15 protein-coding genes are annotated in these 16,521 nt (G+C 71.4%); 6 read left to right on the plus strand and 9 right to left on the minus strand.

Features of this window, described 5'->3' with window-relative positions; all coding sequences use genetic code 11:
• Positions 1–180: 180 nt before the first annotated feature.
• Together ACFU5F_RS05140 and ACFU5F_RS05145 are read right to left on the minus strand one after the other, a co-directional pair.
• Positions 181–810, minus strand: a complete 630-nt coding sequence (locus tag ACFU5F_RS05140; RefSeq protein WP_383882132.1) for an MBL fold metallo-hydrolase — start codon at positions 808–810, stop codon at positions 181–183.
• Positions 810–1,898, minus strand: a complete 1,089-nt coding sequence (locus ACFU5F_RS05145) for an S-(hydroxymethyl)mycothiol dehydrogenase (RefSeq protein ID WP_383882135.1) — start codon at positions 1,896–1,898, stop codon at positions 810–812. Before ACFU5F_RS05145 ends, ACFU5F_RS05140 begins: the two co-directional genes overlap by 1 nt.
• 191 nt (positions 1,899–2,089) lie before the next feature.
• Here ACFU5F_RS05145 and ACFU5F_RS05150 point away from each other — a divergent pair, with 191 nt between their 5' ends.
• Positions 2,090–3,865, plus strand: coding sequence for an ABC transporter ATP-binding protein (locus ACFU5F_RS05150; protein ID WP_383882138.1), 1,776 nt, complete (start codon positions 2,090–2,092; stop codon positions 3,863–3,865).
• A 26-nt stretch (positions 3,866–3,891) separates the two neighbouring features.
• Here ACFU5F_RS05150 and ACFU5F_RS05155 read toward each other — a convergent pair whose 3' ends face one another.
• Both ACFU5F_RS05155 and ACFU5F_RS05160 read right to left on the minus strand, forming a co-directional pair.
• Entirely contained in the window at positions 3,892–5,352 is a 1,461-nt protein-coding gene (locus ACFU5F_RS05155; RefSeq protein WP_383882141.1) for an aldehyde dehydrogenase family protein, read from the minus strand.
• 184 nt (positions 5,353–5,536) lie between these two features.
• On the minus strand, positions 5,537–5,833 hold the full coding sequence (locus tag ACFU5F_RS05160) for a hypothetical protein (protein WP_383882144.1): 297 nt from the start codon (positions 5,831–5,833) through the stop codon (positions 5,537–5,539).
• 166 nt (positions 5,834–5,999) lie between these two features.
• Here ACFU5F_RS05160 and ACFU5F_RS05165 point away from each other — a divergent pair, with 166 nt between their 5' ends.
• Together ACFU5F_RS05165 and ACFU5F_RS05170 are read left to right on the plus strand one after the other, a co-directional pair.
• Positions 6,000–6,365, plus strand: coding sequence for a nuclear transport factor 2 family protein (locus ACFU5F_RS05165; RefSeq protein ID WP_383882147.1), 366 nt, complete (start codon positions 6,000–6,002; stop codon positions 6,363–6,365).
• 118 nt (positions 6,366–6,483) lie between these two features.
• A complete protein-coding gene (locus tag ACFU5F_RS05170) occupies positions 6,484–7,710 on the plus strand; it encodes a glycosyltransferase (RefSeq protein WP_383882473.1) in 1,227 nt (408 codons plus the stop codon).
• A gap of 525 nt (positions 7,711–8,235) precedes the next feature.
• Here the strand turns inward: ACFU5F_RS05170 and ACFU5F_RS05175 are convergent.
• Positions 8,236–8,898, minus strand: a complete 663-nt coding sequence (locus ACFU5F_RS05175; RefSeq protein ID WP_383882150.1) for a TetR/AcrR family transcriptional regulator — start codon at positions 8,896–8,898, stop codon at positions 8,236–8,238.
• Positions 8,899–9,115: 217 nt separating this feature from the next.
• On the opposite strand from ACFU5F_RS05175, the gene ACFU5F_RS05180 reads away from it, so the two are divergent.
• Positions 9,116–10,381, plus strand: a complete 1,266-nt coding sequence (locus ACFU5F_RS05180; protein WP_383882153.1) for a YncE family protein — start codon at positions 9,116–9,118, stop codon at positions 10,379–10,381.
• Here ACFU5F_RS05180 and ACFU5F_RS05185 read toward each other — a convergent pair.
• A complete protein-coding gene (locus tag ACFU5F_RS05185; protein WP_383882156.1) occupies positions 10,374–12,239 on the minus strand; it encodes a cellulase family glycosylhydrolase in 1,866 nt (621 codons plus the stop codon). The genes ACFU5F_RS05180 and ACFU5F_RS05185 overlap by 8 nt on opposite strands.
• Before the next feature lie 647 nt (positions 12,240–12,886).
• Between ACFU5F_RS05185 and ACFU5F_RS05190 the strand changes: the two genes are divergently transcribed.
• Entirely contained in the window at positions 12,887–13,450 is a 564-nt protein-coding gene (locus tag ACFU5F_RS05190; RefSeq protein WP_383882159.1) for a hypothetical protein, read from the plus strand.
• 77 nt (positions 13,451–13,527) lie between these two features.
• Here ACFU5F_RS05190 and ACFU5F_RS05195 read toward each other — a convergent pair whose 3' ends face one another.
• On the minus strand, positions 13,528–14,031 hold the full coding sequence (locus tag ACFU5F_RS05195; RefSeq protein WP_383882162.1) for a hypothetical protein: 504 nt from the start codon (positions 14,029–14,031) through the stop codon (positions 13,528–13,530).
• A 72-nt stretch (positions 14,032–14,103) separates the two neighbouring features.
• Positions 14,104–14,577, minus strand: a complete 474-nt coding sequence (locus tag ACFU5F_RS05200) for a hypothetical protein (RefSeq protein ID WP_383882165.1) — start codon at positions 14,575–14,577, stop codon at positions 14,104–14,106.
• 274 nt (positions 14,578–14,851) lie between these two features.
• Between ACFU5F_RS05200 and ACFU5F_RS05205 the strand changes: the two genes are divergently transcribed.
• Entirely contained in the window at positions 14,852–15,961 is a 1,110-nt protein-coding gene (locus tag ACFU5F_RS05205) for an XdhC family protein (RefSeq protein ID WP_383882168.1), read from the plus strand.
• A 16-nt stretch (positions 15,962–15,977) separates the two neighbouring features.
• Here ACFU5F_RS05205 and ACFU5F_RS05210 read toward each other — a convergent pair whose 3' ends face one another.
• A complete protein-coding gene (locus ACFU5F_RS05210; RefSeq protein WP_383882170.1) occupies positions 15,978–16,481 on the minus strand; it encodes a metallophosphoesterase family protein in 504 nt (167 codons plus the stop codon).
• Positions 16,482–16,521: the final 40 nt, after the last annotated feature.

Here is a 16,521-nt window from a genome sequence, read left to right on the forward strand (position 1 = left end):
CGGATGTGCTCCGGCGTCCTTGGGATGAGGGTGTCGTGGAAGCCGGACATCTTCTGTCGGGTTTTCGGTGGGGCGCCGATTAGCTCGGCCGTTCGGGTGAAGGGGCGACCGCGGGTTCGCTTGGGTTGCTCGCGCAGTTCCCCGCGCCCCCTGAGGGCGCGGGGTGCTGGATCCTTCTGATCAGTGGCCCCGGTTGATCCACTCCTCCAGGTGCGGGGCCTCCGCCCCGATCGTCGTACTGTCGCCGTGGCCGGTGCGGACGACCGTGTCGGGCGGGAGGGCGAGGAGACGGTCGCGGATCGAGTCGATGATCGTCGGGAAGTGGGAGTACGAGCGGCCGGTGGCACCGGGGCCGCCGGCGAAGAGGGTGTCGCCGGTGAAGACCGTGCCGAGGCCCGGGTCGTACAGGCAGACGGCGCCCGGCGCGTGGCCGGGGGTGTGCAGGACGGTCAGGTCGGCTCCGGCGGCCTCGATGACCTGCCCGTCGGCCAGCCAGTGGTCGGGCAGCCGGTCGGGGTGGGTCTGCTTCCACAGCGGCAGATCGTCCGGGTGGAGCCAGATCGGCGCTCCGGTGCGCTCGGCGAGGGCGGGGGCGGCGTCGATGTGGTCGTTGTGGGCGTGGGTGCAGACGATGGCCACCAGCCTGCGGTCGCCCACGGCCTCGGCGATGGCGTCGGCGTTGTGGGCGGCGTCGATGACGACGACCTCGTGGTCGTCGCCGACGAGCCAGACGTTGTTGTCGACGTCCCAGGTGCCGCCGTCGAGGCTGAACGTGCCGGAGGTGACGAGGTGTTCGATGCGGGCGGCCATCAGAGCGTCACCACCGAGCGCAGGACGTCGCCGCCGTGCATCCGCTCGAAGGCCTTCTCCACGTCGTCGAGCGCGATGGTCTCGGTGACGAACGCCTCCAGGTCCAGGCGGCCCTGCAGATACAGGTTGATCAGCATGGGGAAGTCGCGGTCGGGCAGGCAGTCGCCGTACCAGGAGGACTTCAGGGCGCCGCCGCGGCCGAAGACGTCGAGGAGCGGGAGTTCGAGCTTCATCTCCGGGGTGGGGACGCCCACCAGGACCACCGTGCCGGCCAGGTCACGGGCGTAGAAGGCCTGCTTGTACGTCTCCGGACGGCCCACCGCCTCGATGACGACGTCGGCGCCGAAGCCGCCGGTCAGCTCACGGATCGCCTCGACGGGGTCGGTGTCCTTGGAGTTGACCGTGTGGGTGGCACCGATGCTCTTGGCGGTGGTCAGCTTCCGGTCGTCGATGTCGACGGCGATGATCTTCTCGGCACCCGCCAGCCGGGACCCGGCGATGGCCGCGTCCCCGACGCCGCCGCAGCCGATCACGGCGACGGTGTCGCCCCGGCCGACGTTGCCGGTGTTGATCGCCGCACCGATGCCCGCCATCACCCCACAGCCCAGCAGACCCGCGACCGCCGGAGCGGCCGCCGGATCGACCTTGGTGCACTGACCCGCCGCGACCAGCGTCTTCTCCGCGAACGCACCGATACCCAGCGCCGGAGACAGCTCCTGGCCCGTCGAGGCGAGAGTCATCTTCTGCGTGGCGTTGTGGGTGCTGAAGCAGTACCACGGACGCCCACGCCGACAGGCCCGGCAACTACCGCACACCGCACGCCAGTTCAGAATCACGAAGTCACCGGGGGCCACATCCGTGACACCCTCCCCCACCGACTCCACCACACCCGCCGCCTCATGACCGAGGAGGAAGGGAAAGTCGTCGCTGATGCCACCCTGCTTGTAGTGCAGATCGGTGTGGCACACGCCGCACGCCTGCACCTTCACCACGGCCTCACCCGGCCCCGGGTCCGGCACGACGATCGTCTCGATCCGCACCGGCTCGTTCCTGCCCGGTGCGATCACGCCGCGTACTTCCTGCGCCATGGTGAACCCTTCCGTCGATCCGAGATCGGGCGGTCGCCCGCCCACGGTCACCCTACGGAGTGACCAGCCGGTACGGCCTGCGGAGGGGTTCGTTCGCGGTCGAAAGTCGTTCCCGGTGTCGGGCGACCCCGACGTAGGGTGAAGCTCCGCGCCCCGGTCCCCACTCCCCGACCGACCTGCCGAGGAGCCTCGTGAGCACCCCTGAGACCACGGCCGAACGGCAGCCGCCCACCTGGCGGCTGCTGCTCGGTTATGTACGGCCCCACCGCTGGGCGCTGTTGCTGGGCGCGCTGCTGTCCCTCGTCACGGGCGCCACCGGGCTCGCGCTGCCGCTGGTGGCCCGTGAGCTGATCGACGATCTCTCGCACGACCGGACCATCACCTGGGCCCTGGTGCTGATGTCCGTCCTGGTCGTCACCAACGCCGCGGTGGGCGCGGTGGGTTCGTACGTGCTGCGGCGCACCGCGGAGTCGGTGGTGCTCGGCGCGCGGCGCGCCCTGTCCTCGTACCTGCTGCGGCTGCGGATCACGGCGGTGGACCGCAGTGAGCCGGGCGACCTGATGGCCCGGATCACCTCCGACACCACGCTGCTGCGCGAGGTCACCACCGACACCCTGGTGGGCCTGGGCACCGGCGGGCTCACCCTGGTCGCGACGGTGGTGCTGATGGGTCTGGTGGACCCGGTGCTGCTGGCCGTGACGCTGGGCGTGATCGTGGGCGCCGGCCTCGTGTTCGGGGTGATCGTGCCGCGTATCAACCGGGCGAGCAGGGCCGCGCAGGACGCGGTCGGCGCGATGGGCGCATCCCTGGAGCGGATCCTCGGCGCGCTGCGCACGGTGAAGGCCTCCGGCGCCGAGCACCGCGAGGAGGAGACGATCCACGCGGCGGCCGAGGAGTCGTGGCGCCAGAGCGTCCGGGCCGCCAAGTGGTCGGCCGCCGCCGGGAACACGGCGGGCCTCGCCATGCAGATCGCCTTCATCACCGTACTGGCGGTCGGCGGCGCCCGGGTGGCGACCGGCGCGATCGACGTGGGCACCCTGGTGGCGTTCCTGCTGTACGTCTTCTATCTGATGTCGCCGATACAGCAGGTCGTGGGAGCGGTCACCCAGTACCAGACCGGTGCCGCCGCGCTCTCCCGCATCCAGGAGGCACTGCGGCTGCCGGCCGAACCGGCCGCCGAACCGGCTCCGCTGCCGGCCTCCGACGCGGCACCCGCCGCGCTCGCCTTCGACGAGGTCCGCTTCCGCTACGCCGACGATCTGCCGTACGTCCACCACGGGGTGACCTTCGAGGTCCCGGCGCGGGGGATGACGGCGTTCGTGGGCCCCTCGGGCGCCGGCAAGACGACGGTCTTCTCGCTCATCGAGCGGTTCTACGACCCCGAGGCGGGCCTCATCACGGTCGACGGCCGCGATGTCGCCGAGTGGGAGCTGACCCGGCTCCGGTCCGCGATCGGGTACGTCGAACAGGACGCGCCCGTGCTGTCGGGCACCCTGCGGGACAACCTGCTCCTGGGCAACCCGGACGCCGGCGAAGGTGACCTCACACGGGTGCTGAAGACCACCCGGCTGGACGGTCTGGTGGCCAAGCTGCCGCAGGGGCTGGAGACGCTGGTCGGCCACCGGGGCACGAAGCTGTCCGGCGGCGAACGCCAGCGGGTGGCCATCGCCCGCGCCCTGCTGCGCCGCCCCCGGCTGCTGCTGCTCGACGAGGCGACGAGCCAGCTGGACGCGGTGAACGAGGCGGCGCTGCGCGACACGGTCGCCGACGTGGCCCGGACGACGACGGTGCTGGTCGTGGCCCACCGGCTGTCGACGGTGACGATGGCGGACCGCATCGTGGTCATGGACGCGGGCCGGGTCCGCGCGGTCGGTACCCATCGCGAGCTCGTGGCCGCCGACCCCCTGTACGCGGAGCTGGCGGCCACGCAGTTCCTCGCGACGGCCGGTCAGCCCGGCACGCCCTGAGCCCTTCCGGCCGGATCAGAGCCGGATCAGAAGGGGAAGTGGGAGTGCTGGGTGGCGATGGTGACCCAGCGGGTGTTGGAGAAGGCCTCGATGCCCCAGCGGCCACCGAAGCGGCCGTAGCCGGAGGCCTTCACCCCACCGAAGGGCACCATCGGCTCGTCGGCGACGGACTGGTCGTTGACGTGCACGATGCCGGTACGGATCCGGCGGGCGACCGCCAGGCCATGCGTGGCGCTCTCCGTGATGATCCCGCAGCTCAGGCCGTTGTCGGTGTCGTTGGCGGCGGCCACGGCCTCCTCGTCCTCGGCAAACGTCTGCACCACGCACAGCGGACCGAACGACTCCTGGTGGTACAGGTCGGCGTCCTGCGAGACACCGGTGAGCACGGTCGCCGGGTGCACCGCGCCCTCCGGCCGGCCGCCCCCGGCCAGGACCGTGGCACCCTTGGCGACCGCGTCCTCGACCAGCGCGGCGATCCGCCCGGCGGCAGCGGCGCTGACCAGCGGGCCGACCACGGTGTGCGGGTGGCCGGGGTCGCCGGCCTGCAGGGTGGCGACCTTGGCGGTGAACTTCCGGGTGAACTCCTCCGCCAGCGACTCGTGCACCAGGATCCGGTCACCGCACATGCAGATCTGCCCGGCGTTCATGAACACGCTGAAGGTGACGGCGTCGACGGCGTAGTCCACGTCGGCGTCCGCGAGCACGATCACGGAGTTCTTCCCGCCCAGCTCCAGCACGGCGGGCTTGAGGTGCCGGGCCGCGTGCTCTCCGATGATCCGCCCCACCCCGGTGGACCCGGTGAAGTTCACCGCACGCACCCGCGCATCGGAGATCAGCGCCTCCGCGATCTCGGCCGCGTCCTCGGGCGCGTTGGTCACCACGTTCAGCACACCGTCGGGCAGCCCGGCCTCCCGCAGCACGTCGGCGACCAGCAGCCCGCAGGCGATCGGCGCGTCCTCGCTCGGCTTGACGACCACGGTGTTACCGGCGGCCAGCGGCGCCGCCACGGCCCGCACCCCCAGGATGACCGGCGCGTTCCACGGCGCGAACGCCGCCACGACGCCCAGCGGCTCGCGTACCGCCAGACTCAGCGCACCCTCCTTCTGGGTGGCCAGGACCTCACCGCGCGGAGCGGTGACCGCGGCCGCCGCCTCACGCAGCATGTTCGCCGCCAGCGCCACGTTGAAGTACGCCCACGGCCGGGTGCCGCCCACCTCGCGGGCCATGATGTCGGCGATCTGCTCGCTGCGGCCCTCCAGCAGGTCGGCGGCCTTGTGGAAGATCGCCCGCCGGGCGAACGGGGCCAGCGCGGCCCACTGTTCGAACGCGGCGTCGGCCGCGTCCACCGCCCGAGTCACATCCTCCGGCCCGGCCGCCGCGACCGTCGCGTACACCTCCCCCGTGAACGGGTCGAGGTCCTCGGCGGTGCGGCCGGACGCGGCGGGCACGTCCTTGCCGCCGATCAGAAGGTCACGGGTCAGAGCCATGATGCTGCTTCCTCGGGTACGTATCGACGACGGTACGTGATCGAGCATGATCGCTCACGAACGATCGTAGTGCGAAATTCAATTACGTTACTGTTCCGTGATGCTCTGCCCGGGTCCCGGGGAATGTCAAGAGCCCCACCGCTCGGTCCGCGGCGGGGCTCTCGGCCGTGTCCGGCAGGCTGCGCTACTGAACGGCGCCCAGCAGCCCGAGGGCCGGCGCGGCCAGGTCGGTGACCTGGTGCAGCTCGCTCAGCCGGTTCAGCTCATGGACCTGGTCGAGGCTCCTGAGCTGCTGCGAGGGACGCGGAAGGCTCGCCTTCTGCTCCGCCGGGAGGTCGCTGACGGCGAGCGAGTCCAGGGTGGACATCGGGTTGATGCGGGTGGCGTCCGCCGTCGCGTCCGCGTTCGCCATCGGTGCGGCCAGGCCCGTGACACCGATGGCGAGACCCACGGCGGCGACGACACGTCGAGTTGAGATCATGCCCTCAGCAACGCGGGCCGGCCCCGGTCGGTCACGGCCGCTCACCCGTGAGGCGCATGTCCGCCACAGCACTTGCCGGGTTCCGCCCCGCGGAGGAGCCTGTCAGGAGAGGCCTTGAGCGGCCCGCCGCCCCCTGCCGGGCCCCGGCCTTCGAAGGAGGTCAGCCATGGGCACCTCGACGAGCCCCGCCTTCGATGTCGAAGCGCTGCGCCGGGGCACGGAGGAAGCGAACGCCGCGACGCTGACGTCGCTCTACGCGGACGACGCCGAGATGCGCGTCGTGGACCGCAACACCCAGCCCAGCCATCCCAAGGTGATGCACGGCAGGGACGAGATCGCCGCCATGTACGACGACGTCTGCGGCCGGGAGATGACCCACAAGGTCGAGCAGTGCCTCGTCCAGGGCGACCAGGTCGCCCTCACCGAGTCCTGCGAGTACCCCGACGGGGTGCGGGTCTGGGCCAGTTCGATGATCTCCCTGCGCGACGGCAAGATCATCGACCACACCATGGTCCAGGCCTGGGACGAGTAGAGCCCCGGCCCGGCCCGCGCGGGCGGTTTCGGACAGCGGCTCTTTCGGGTCATCGCGGAGCGTTCCCCTGCCGGGGTCCCACGGCGACGCGATACTGGCGGGCGTGCGTGTAGCGATCATGACGGCGGGTTCCCGGGGTGACGCGGCCCCGTACACCGGGCTGGGGCACGGACTGGTGCGGGCCGGGCACGAGGTCACGCTGGTGACCCACGCCCGGTTCGAGCCGCTGGTGGCGGGCTCGGGAGTCGCCTTCCACGCCCTTGCCGTGGATCCCCGGGCGGAGCTGGAGTCGGAGCGCGGCCAGGGGCTGCATCGGAGTTCCACCGGGGCCGGGAAGCTGTACCGGGCGGTGGAGATGGCGCGGAGTCTGGTAGGGCGGATGGCCGGTGAGCTGGTGTCCGCGGCCCGCGCCGCCGACGTCCTGCTGCTGGCCGGCACGGTCGCGCCGCTCGGCCACGCGATCGGCCGGGGGCTGTCGGTCCCGACCCTGGGCGTGAACCTGCAACCCCTCGCGCCGACGCGGGAGTTCGCCCCGCCCATGACCGGCGTCCGGTCCTGGGGCCCGGTCGGCAACCGGGTGGCCGGGCACGCGGTGAACGCGGCCGTCGACTGGATCTTCAGGGAGGAGGTACGGCGGCTGCGTACGCGGTACGGGCTCCCGCCCCTCGGCCGGGCGGGCGCGCGACGGGCCCGGGAGCGGCAGGCGCCGCCGGTCTTCCACGGCTTCAGCCCCCGGGTGGTGCCCCGCCCCGGCGACTGGCGGGCCGGGCTCGACGTCACCGGCTACTGGTGGCCGTACGACCGTGAGGACCGGCTGCCCTCGGCACTGCTGGAGTTCCTCGATGCCGGTCCGCCCCCGGTCTTCGTGGGCCTGGGCAGCGCGACCGTGCCCGATGCGGGGCGGATGAGCGACGAGATCGTCCGGGCCCTGCGGGCGGCCGGACTGCGCGGGGTCGTCCAGCGGGGCTGGGGCGACCTGCGGGGCGAGGGCGAGGACATGTTCACGGTGGGCGAGGTGCCGCACTCCCTGCTCTTCCCGAGGATGGCGGCGGTCGTCCACCACGCGGGCGCGGGCACCACGGCGGCGGGCCTGCGCGCCGGGGTCCCGGCGGTGCCGGTACCCGTGCAGTTCGACGAGGGCTTCTGGGCCGCCCGTCTGGTCGCCCTCGGGGTGTCGCCCGGAGCCGTCCCGCTGCGCGGCTTCACCCCCGCCGCGCTGGAGGCCGCCCTGCGACGCGCGACCACCGACCCGTCGTACGCCCGTCGCGCGGGCGTCCTGGCGCGGGAGCTGCGCGGCGAGGACGGGGTGCGGCCGGTCCTGACCGCACTGGACCGGCTCGCCTGACCGAACGGCACCGGTCCCGCCGGTGTGGCCCTCACCCTCGACCGGCCGGGCCACCGACAGCGGGCCCTGGACGTGGTCGAGCAGAGCCTCACCGGGCAGCGGCACAGGCTGTCGTCCGACCTGCGCGGAGGGCTGGCCGGGCTCGGCCCGGTGCTGGACGAGCGGGCGCGGACCACCGGTGAGCAGGGGCTGCGCGACCGCCCGGCCCGGCGGCTCCTCTCCCGGCCGGGAGAACGGACACGGCCACCGGCAGCTCCCCGTCCCGTCCCCGGCCCCACATCGTCCCTGGTCAGCGGCCGGTCCCCGGCCCCACCTCGCCTCCGGTCATCCACAGCGGCTCGCCCTCGCCGCCGCCCGGCGCAGCCTCGCCGGGGCCGGCGCCCGCCACCGGAGGTTCGCCACCGGACAGCCGAACGGCTGCCGTCTCGGCCGGTCGGACGCGGAGCCACGATCTTCCTCCCCCAGCCCATCTCCCCACCGCCCCTCGGCCACCCCCGGCCCACCCGCCCTGCCGGCGCCCGCTCCTCAGCCCTCTGCCGGGCTCCATCCCGCCGGGCGCAGGATGCCCAGCAGCAGACCGACCAGTTCGTCGACCACCTCGTCCAGGGGAGCGTCGACCCAGCCGGCCTGCCAGTCGTGGAGGAGGCCGTTGACGCTGCCGATGAAGGCCGCGGCGGCGATGCGGTAGTCACGCGGGGCGGCCTCGCCGCGTTCGGCGGCCGCGTCGGCCTCGGCGCAGATGAAGTCGACCCAGCGGGAGCGGCGTTCGAGGCGCTGGCGCTCCAGGCGCGGGCTGACGCCGATGATCTCGGTGAAGGTGATCCGCAGCCGGCGCGGGTCGCCCGTGACGTTCGCGGCGTAGGCGCGGAACGCCGCGGTGGCGCGCTCGGCGATCGACTGCCCCTCGGCCGCCGCGAGTCCGGTGAGCGCGGCCTCCTCGGCCCAGTCGTTCACCCGCAGGTGCAGGGCGGCCAGCACCTCCTCCAGGGTGCTGAACTCCTCGTAGAACTGCCGGGTCGACAGGCCGGCGGCCTCGCTGAGGCCCGCGATGGTGGTCGCCCGGAAGCCGGGGCTGTCGCCGAACAGCTGCAGTCCCGCGTCGAGGAACCGGTCCCGGCGCTCGGCCCGGCGCTCCGCCGCGGACCTCCCCGCATACCGGCCGGTGGGCTGTCTGAGCCTGCCCGCCACGCTGCTCCTCCCGACGAATAGCCACTCGCTGCGACGGCCGGGTCCGGCCGTCGGTCGATTTTGTCGTGTCGCTGGTCTTGTGGTGAAGCGGGGCCGTTCCTTACTTTCCAGTAAGTCGATGTGAATGCCGCTGTATTCAGACTCCCCGTCGCCCCTTCCGACCCTCGCGGTCCCTGAGTCACCTTTGTCATGCCTTGAGCAAGCTGGAGGAACCGAAATGTCCGTCCCCCGCACCCCCCGCCGCCGCAGGACCCGGCATGTCGGTGCCGCCGTCGCCGCGCTCGCGCTGACCGCCTCCGCCGTGGCGACCGCCTCCCCGGCGAGCGCCGCGGCCGATCTGCGGGAGGTGATGTTCGTGGGCAACAACTGGGAGGGCACCGCGGACGTCATCAAGGCCTCCGGCGACTTCGCCAAGATCGGCCGGATCAACGTCATCCCCGACAAGGCCGCCCGGATCGCGGAGATCAACGCCGACCCGATCCGGTGGATCGCCTACATGACGATCCGCAACAGCGTGGGCGAGGGCCACGACCAGTACGTGGACGACATGTACTCCACGCCGGACGGCTCCTCGATGGTCGTCTCCCGCCCGAGCTTCGCCGACGTGGTCTCCATCAACATCAGGACCGGCGCCATCAACTGGCGCTTCCCCGTGTCGGGTTACCGCTCCGACCACATGGCGGTCTCCCCCGACGGCAAGCGCGTGGCGGTGTCGGCGTCGACCGGCAACACCGTGCACGTCCTGGACATCGTCACCGGCAAGCAGGTGGGATTGTTCAAGACCGGCGACAAGCCGCACGAGAACATCTTCACCAAGGACGGCAAATACATCTGGAACATGGCGATCGGTGACGTCAACACCCAGACCGACGCGCCCTGGCTGGACTGGACGAAGGGCGACCGCAAGATCACGGTCGCCGACGCGAACACCTTCCAGCAGGTCAAGGTGATCGACATGCGGGAACGGCTCAACGCCATCGGGCTGAGGGACTACTCGGACGCCGTCCGTCCCGCCGCGTTCTCGCCCGACGAGACGAAGCTGTACTTCCAGGTGTCGTTCTTCAACGGCTTCCTCGAGTACGACATCGCCACCGACAAGATCACCCGCACCAAGACGCTGCCGAAGTCCCCGGGCGTCAGCGACGACCGTACGACCTTCGTCAACGACTCGCGCCACCACGGCCTCACGATGAAGCCGGACGGCACCAAGCTGTGCATCGCCGGCACGATGGACGACTACGCGACCGTCGTGGACCGCGCGACCCTCCAGGAGGGCCCGCTGGTCCCCGTCTCCAAGCCGTACTGGTCGACCGTCAGCGGTGACGGCAAGTCCTGTGTGGTCTCCGAGAGCGGCGCCGACCAGGTCACGGCGATCGACTTCGCCACCGGGAAGAAGACCGTGTCCGTCGCAGTCGGCGACCACCCCCAGCGGGTGCGGGTGGCACAGGTGCCCGCCGACTGGACCGGACCCTCGGCTAACTGAACCTGGCGGTCAGCCAGTTCGACAGCTCCGTCCGTGCCGCGCCCAGTTGCGCGGCGGACGGGGCTGTCGCGCCGTTGGTGACCAGGGCGTAGTGCAGCTTGCCCGTGTCGGCGGCGGTCAGCAGCAGACGGCGGCTGCCGGTGCCGCCCGGCTCCTTGGCGGCGGCGATCGGTGTGGACGTGGTGTACGCCGGCGGCGCGGCGGTCACCCCGAGGTCGGACACCACCGTGGTGGACGCGGTGGGGAAGGACGCCGGCAGGTGCAGCTCGGTCGGCTCCGTGCTGCCGTCCGAGCGCCAGACCAGCAGGGAGTACTGACCGGAGCCGACGAGCGAGGAGACGTTCGGCAGCGAGCCGGGGACCGGGTTCCACGTCAGGGTCGTGGAACCGTCCCGCGAACGGTCCTCGTAGGTGAAGGCGACCGTGCTGCCCGCCGTGGCGCTCGGGTAGATCCGGTCCAGCATCCGGGCGTCCTGGCGGAGCACGGCCGTACCGGAGTCGTCGAGACGTACCGCGGAGAGGTCCTCGTCGTTCCAGGCGTCGCCCTCGACCTGCACCTTGTCGGGGTTGTCGTTCATCAGCTCGTGGTGGCGGCCCCAGTAGATGTCCCACTGCCACTGGGAACCGGAGAGGACCGGGCCGGAGGAGGCCGGCTTCGACCACCAGTCCACGCCCTTCACCCGGGAGTCCAGCGCCTGGTACATGGCCTTGTAGACCGTGGGCGCCTTGTCGGAGACCGAGCCTCTGAGCGGGTGTCCGAACTCGCTGATGATGGCCGTGGTGCCGCCGGCGGTGGCCCGGTCACGGACGGTCCCGAAGTCGTTCACGTACTGGCCGTTCTCCGCCTTGCCCCACATGAAGACGCCGGAGATCGCCTTCTGGTCGTAGAAGTGGGTGTTGAAGACGAAGCGGGGTCCGATGGTGCCGGCGTCGAGGAGGCCGCCCTCCTGCTTCTGGAAGTCGATGTTGGCGTTCCAGAAGAGGTTCGGCTCGACGAAGGCCGGCTTGGACTGCCAGCCCGCCGCGTCCATCCGGGAGCGGAACTTGACGTAGAACGGCCACAGGACGTCCTTCTCCCACGCCCTGCTGGTCTGTCCCGAGTCGAGGACGCCGGGATGCGGCTCGTTCCACGGGTCGAAGCCGACGACGCCCTGGAACTGGGCGGACGTGAGGTTCGACTTCACGTACGCCATCGTCTTCTGCGCGGTGTCCAGGAAGGAGTCCTGGACACCGTAGGTGTTGTGCCAGAAGTCGTACGTCGACTTCGTGACCGCCGCGTTGGAGGTGATGTTCTGGCCCCAGAACGGGCAGATCCCGCAGTACTCGTCGGGGTAGTTGCCGAGGTCGACGGCCCACTTGGGCGCGCCGTCGCCGGTGTACCAGCTGTCGGAGTCGAACAGCCAGCGGGAGTACAGGTCCTGATGGAAGTCGGGGTAGACCTTGATGCCCGCGTCCAGGAAGGCGCCCATCTGTGCGGTGGCCGCCGCGAGGTAGCTGGTGCTCACCTGCCCGCGCACCGGTTCCGCGTACGCCCAGGAGAGCAGGAAGCGGACGGAGTTGCCGCCGCCGAGCGCCCTGAGCGCGGTCGCCGACTTCCTCGCGTCGGCGACCGACGCGAAGGGCAGACCGTTGTTCTCCTTGAGTTTCGTCTCACCCGAGACGTTGTAACCGCGCAGGACGACCTCGCGGCCGAGCCCGTCCTTGAAGCGGCCGCCCTCGACGGTGAGGGTGGCCGCGGCCTGCGAGTCGAACCAGAGATCATCAGTGAGAGCGGAGGCGGGCTGGGTGGGGCCCGCCGTGGTCAGGAAGCCGGTGACGAGTACCAGGACACCGAGCAGACGAGTGCGCAATCTTGACATGTCCGCCACATTCGACATGTGCACCACCGTCCCAATCGGCAGGCGGGCCGTCAATAGCAACTGACGCACGAGTAAGTACCCGTTTTCGCATAAGAGTTCACCGGTCACGACCGATTCTTTGCCTCGCGCGACCGTGCGGGGGCTCGCCACCGACCGCGGGAGCCCTCGGGGCCGAGCGGAGGACCGTCACCGAGTGCGCGCCGCGGAATTCGGCTGACGTTCACCCGAACGTCACCACGAAAGGCCCTGCCGACGGAACCGGCCTATGGTTGAGCGCAGTTTGAGCCCTTTTGTTCGGGACTCCGTCCGACGCACACGAAAGGCGGTACGAGCGGTGAACAGCTCTTTTCGCGAGCTCCGCGAACACAAGCCAGGCACGCGTGACTTCGACCCGCGCAGCGCCCTGCCCCGTTTCGACCGCCTCGGGGCATCGGAGGGGAAGAAGCGTCCGGAGCCGCGCAACGAGCGCTGCGCGTCGCTGTACGACGCGATACGGGACATGGGTAGGTACGAGGCGGCCGTGGAGGCGGAGCAACGCCGGAAGGGCGGTGACAATCTCCTGCCCGGCCCATGACGAAGTGCCGCGACAGAGGTCGAGCCGCGCGTGAGGGGCTCGGCGCGACGGACCACCATCGGGCTGGGCTTGCATGGGCACAGAACCGCGGACCGACACCGGCTCCTCTCCCGAGGAGCCCTCGGGACGCACCACGGGGAACAAGTACTTCAAGGAGTTCATGGGGGTCGTCCACGTGAGCCTGCGGAGCTGGTGGTGGGGGGAACCGCTGGCGGCGACGCTCGGCGGCCTCGGGGGCGCCTGGATCGGGCACGACGACGACCTGCCGATGGACGAGGTGCTGGGCGTCGCCGTCTCCATGGTGGGTGTCATCATCGGGTCCGTGTTCGGCGTCCTGGCGATGATCACTCGGGCCTGCGACAACACCTTTCTGCGCAAGGCGAGAAAGGCCCGCCTCCTTCCCGTCGTCAACTATCTGTGGCCGTTCTTCACCATCATCGGCATGGGCATCCTGTCCATCGTGTTCCTGCTGTTGATGGCCGGGATCTCCGAGGACGCGCCCACGCTGCTGCTCATGACGGTCAGTGCCTCGGCGGGCTTCTGCGTCCTGTGGACGCTGGCCGGTCTGCTGCCCGCCCTGGGCGCGCTCATCGTGTTCACCCGCCTCATCGAGAAGACCTCCGGCGTCGACGACTGAGGGCGGCCCGAAGCGAACGGCACCGGTGCGGGGACGCGCACCGCGTCTCCCGCACCGGTCGTCGGTTCGTCCTCGCGTCACTCGTCGACGTTGAGCACGATGTGGGTCCGGTGCCCGTCCAGGGTGATGTAGCCGTCTCCGTAGGCGGAGCGGTAGCGACCGGTGCCGCCGACGATCGCGGTCTTGGCCGTGACGGGCCGCAGGGGCTGGTAGTCGACCATGTCGCTGAGGGTCAGCGTGCCCTTCTTCAGGCGCAGCACGCGGGTGCACTGGGCGGTCACCGCCTGGGCCCGGGTCTGCACCACGTCGCACTCCGACTCGCCGTCACCGGCGTACCGCAGCTTCGGCTTCCCCGACTTCTTGGCCTGGTGCTTGGTGTACAGGTCCAGCGGAGTGGTCCAGGTACTGCCGATCACACCGTCCAGGGACGGCCAGGTGGCGACCCGGTTGACGCCGACGAGCTCGATCCTCTCGATGTCGTTGTCCTCGTCCTTCTGCTCGGCCCGCGCCGACGTCGGAAGGAGGACGAGCGTGGTGGTGAGGGCGGTGACGACCACCCTGGAAACAGCCGATGTGATCACAGAACCTCCAGGTCGGACAGGGTGCACTCGGACGGCGGAACGGCCGACGCGCCGTCGGCGCGGGGGTGCCGGTCAGTCATCGACGTACAGGTCGAAGACGACGCGCTTGCGCTCCAAGGTGATGTAGCCCTCGCCCTCGGCGTCGTTGTAGATGCCCGTGCCGCCGGCGATGGAGGTCTTGGCCGTGACGGGTTCGTGGCCCTTGCGGCTGATCATGTCGTGGAGGGTGATCTCCCCGCCCTTGAGGCGCAGCACGCGCGTGCACTGCGCGGTGGACCGGTGGTGGTCCGCCTCGACGAGGGTGCAGCGCGAGCCGCCGTCGCCGACGTACTTGCCCTTGGGGTCGTACAGCTGCAGATACGTGGTCCAGCTGTCGCCCGGATCGGTGTGCGCGGCGGCCGTGTCGTACGCGGCATGGCCGACGAGCCTGACCCGTACCACGTCCTCGTCCCCGACGTCCGCCGCGGCCGGTGCGGAGAGGGACGTGGTGAGAGCTGCGGCCAGGGCGCCGAGGGTCACGGCGCCGCGGGCAGTGGCAGAGGGCATGCATCCTCCCAGGTGTGTGTGACGGTGGGTGCTCGGACTCAGGAGCATGGTCATTTCATGTACCTGGGCCCGCCATGGCAACTCGCCTTGCGCGACGCGCGGCACCGGCCACCCGAACAGGGGCGTCGACCCTCATCCCCATGGGCGTCGGCGCGTCCTGCGCCGACGCCCTCGGACCTGCGCGCACCGCCAGGGGCGACCTGTCGGTGTGCCGTACCGCGGACGTCGTACTTGGATGGAGGGGGAACCGCCGGGACGGCGAGAGGAGCGGGCGATGCGCGAGATCCTGCCGGCGCTCGGCGAGTGGTACGCGGCGGGCTCACCCTTCGCGCTCGCCACCGTCGTCGCGGTCAGCCGGAGCGCGCCGCGTGATCCGGGGGCGGCCATGGCGGTCGGGCCCGGTGGCGAGGTCGTGGGCAGTGTGTCCGGCGGCTGTGTGGAGGGCGCGGTGTTCGAGCTGGCCCAGGAGGTCGTGGCGTCCGGCGCGGCGCGGTCGGCGACCTTCGGGTACAGCGACGACGACGCGTTCGCGGTCGGACTGACCTGCGGTGGGGAGATCACGCTCCTGGTGCGCCGGGTGACCGCTGCCGAGGACCCGTCGTTCGGGCGGGTCGTCGAGACGGTGGGTGCCGGGGACCCGGTGACGGTGGCGACCGTGATCGACGGCCCGGGACGGCGCGGCGCCTCGCTGGCGGTGTGGCCGGACGGGGCCCGGGGCACCCTCGGCTCGGCGGGCCTGGACGCCGCGGTGGCCGCCGACGCGCGCGGGGAGCTGGCTCAGGGGATCACCGGGACGCGGCACTACGGCCCGCACGGGGAGCGGCGGGAGGACTCGGTCGCGGTCTTCCTGCACTCGTTCGCGCCCCCGCCCCGCATGCTGGTGTTCGGCGCGATCGACTACGCGGCGGCGGTGGCCCGGATCGGCGACTTCCTCGGCTACCGGGTCACGGTGTGTGACGCCCGCCCCGTCTTCGCCACCCCGAAACGCTTTCCCGCCGCCGTCGAGGTCGTCGTCGACTGGCCGCACCGCTATCTGCGCGACACCCCCACCGACGACCGCACGGTCGTCTGTGTACTCACCCACGACCCCAAGTTCGACGTGCCGCTGCTGGAGGAGGCGTTGCGCCGGCCGGCCGCGTACATCGGGGCGATGGGCAGCCGCCGTACGCACGACGACCGGACGCGGCGGCTGCGGGAGGCCGGGCTCGACGCGGCCGAACTGTCCCGGCTGCGCTCCCCCGTCGGCCTCGACCTCGGCGCCCGTACGCCGGAGGAGGTCGCCGTCTCCGTGGCGGCGGAGATCGTCGCGCTGCGGTGGGGTGGCAGCGGGGTGCCGCTGTCGGTGACGACCGGGGTGATCCATCCGTCGGCCCCGGGTGGGTGAGCGACGGGCGCTCGGTTCAGGTCCGGGGTGGCAGTCGGTGCAGTTCCACGTCCGTCAGCTCGCCCTCCGTGACCGTCGCCGTCATGTACGTGCAGTGGGGCTGGCGGCGGCGGTCGGTCGGGGAGCCGGGGTTGAGGAGGCGCAGGCCGGTGGGCGTGGTCGTGTCCCAGGGGATGTGACTGTGGCCGAAGACGAGGACGTCGGTGTCGGGGAAGCGGGCGGTGCAGCGCGCCTCGCGGCCCTGTGCGGGGCCGGTCTCGTGGACGACGGCGAGGCGCAGACCGGCCGGTTCGGCGTGGGCGACCTCGGGCAGGCGGGCGCGCAGGGCGGGGCCGTCGTTGTTGCCGTACACGGCGATCAGCCGGCGTGAACGGGTCTCCAGCAGGTCGAGGGTGGCCTCGTCGACCCAGTCGCCGGCGTGGACGACCACGTCGGCCTCCGCGATCTCGGCGAGGAGCCGCTCGGGCAGCGCCTTCGCGCGCTTGGGCAGGTGGGTGTCGGACATCAGCAGGAGGCGCACGGGGACAGGGTCGCATCCCGCTCAGGGACCCGCACCGGCG

The organism is Streptomyces sp. NPDC057438, assembly GCF_042802995.1.
Taxonomy (GTDB): Bacteria; Actinomycetota; Actinomycetes; order Streptomycetales; family Streptomycetaceae; genus Streptomyces.